This window comes from Chryseobacterium piscicola (assembly GCF_900156685.1).
Classification (GTDB): domain Bacteria; phylum Bacteroidota; class Bacteroidia; order Flavobacteriales; family Weeksellaceae; genus Chryseobacterium; species Chryseobacterium piscicola.
Genome location: NZ_FTOJ01000028.1, coordinates 1 through 1,169, shown reverse-complemented (window position 1 = coordinate 1,169; position 1,169 = coordinate 1). Strand labels below are relative to the sequence as shown.

Annotated in this window: 1 protein-coding gene; it reads left to right on the top strand. The window is 36.5% G+C overall.

Annotated elements, in window-relative coordinates; genetic code table 11:
• A protein-coding gene (locus BW939_RS15675) for an IS3 family transposase (protein ID WP_394333842.1) occupies positions 1-1,139 on the top strand; the annotation gives its coding sequence in 2 pieces (ribosomal slippage) (positions 1-220 and positions 220-1,139; 1,140 coding nt annotated over the 2 pieces). This gene is flagged as partial in the annotation.
• Positions 1,140-1,169 lie beyond the last annotated feature (30 nt).

The following is a 1,169-nucleotide window of genomic DNA, read 5'->3' as shown; positions in this document are numbered from 1 at the left end:
AAAACCCAAGCAGTTCAATTGAGCAGAGAGAGAAATAATATATCAGAATTAGCCAGAGAACTCGGTATTAAAGTGACTTTGCTATACAAATGGCGAAAGGAATTTGAGGAGTTTGGAGCCGGAAGCTTCCCCGGAAATGGTAAATTGAAATTGACCGCTGAACAGGAAAAGATCCACGAGTTGGAGAAAAAACTCAGGGATGCGGAGTTGGAACGTGACATCTTAAAAAAAGCAATCAGCATTTTTTCCAAGAGCGGTCGATGAAATATGAGTTTATAAGAACTTACGAGTATTTATTTCCGATTGAAAAAATGTGTAAGGTTCTGAAAGTGGCTTCCAGCGGTTATTTCAAATGGAAGAGCAGACCAAATTCTAACCGTTTGCTTTTGAAAGAAAAAATAAAACAAGAGATAAATTCGATTTATTTTGCCTCAAAACAGCGTTATGGCAGCCCACGGATTACTTTTGAACTCAATGCATTGGGTTACAAAATATCTCGGGTTACGGTTGCAAAATATATGAGAGAGCTGGGTTTGAAAAGCAAGTTGAGCAGGAAATTTAAAGTCACCACTAACTCAAAACACAATTATTTGATCGTGGAAAATGTGTTGGACAGGAACTTTTCAGTGACAGAACGGTCGAAAGTTTGGGTGTCGGACATTACCTATATTCAAACCAAAGAAGGGTTTTTGTACCTCACTACATTAATTGACTTGTATGACCGAAAAATCATCGGCTGGAGTTTGAGTGATGGAATGAGTACTGAAGAAACGAGTCTTTCAGCTTGGAAAATGGCTGTTAAAAACAGAAAATTTGATCAAGGATTGATTTTTCACAGTGACAGGGGCGTACAATATGCGAGCAGGAAATTTGCTAAAACAGTTGAATCTTATGGCGTTATCCGAAGTATGAGCAGAAGAGGGAATTGTTGGGATAATGCGGTGGCTGAGAGTTTTTTCAAATCATTAAAGACGGAACTCATTTATGGCAACAAGCTCATTACAAAAGAAAAAATGGAGCTGGAAATTTTTGAATATATCGAAGTTTGGTACAATAAAAAAAGACGTCACAGTACACTGAAATACAAAACTATTGAAGAGTTTAATAATCAAAACAAAATTTATCAAAATGTAGCTTAACTTATACTGGAATTTTTATTTGCATATCCA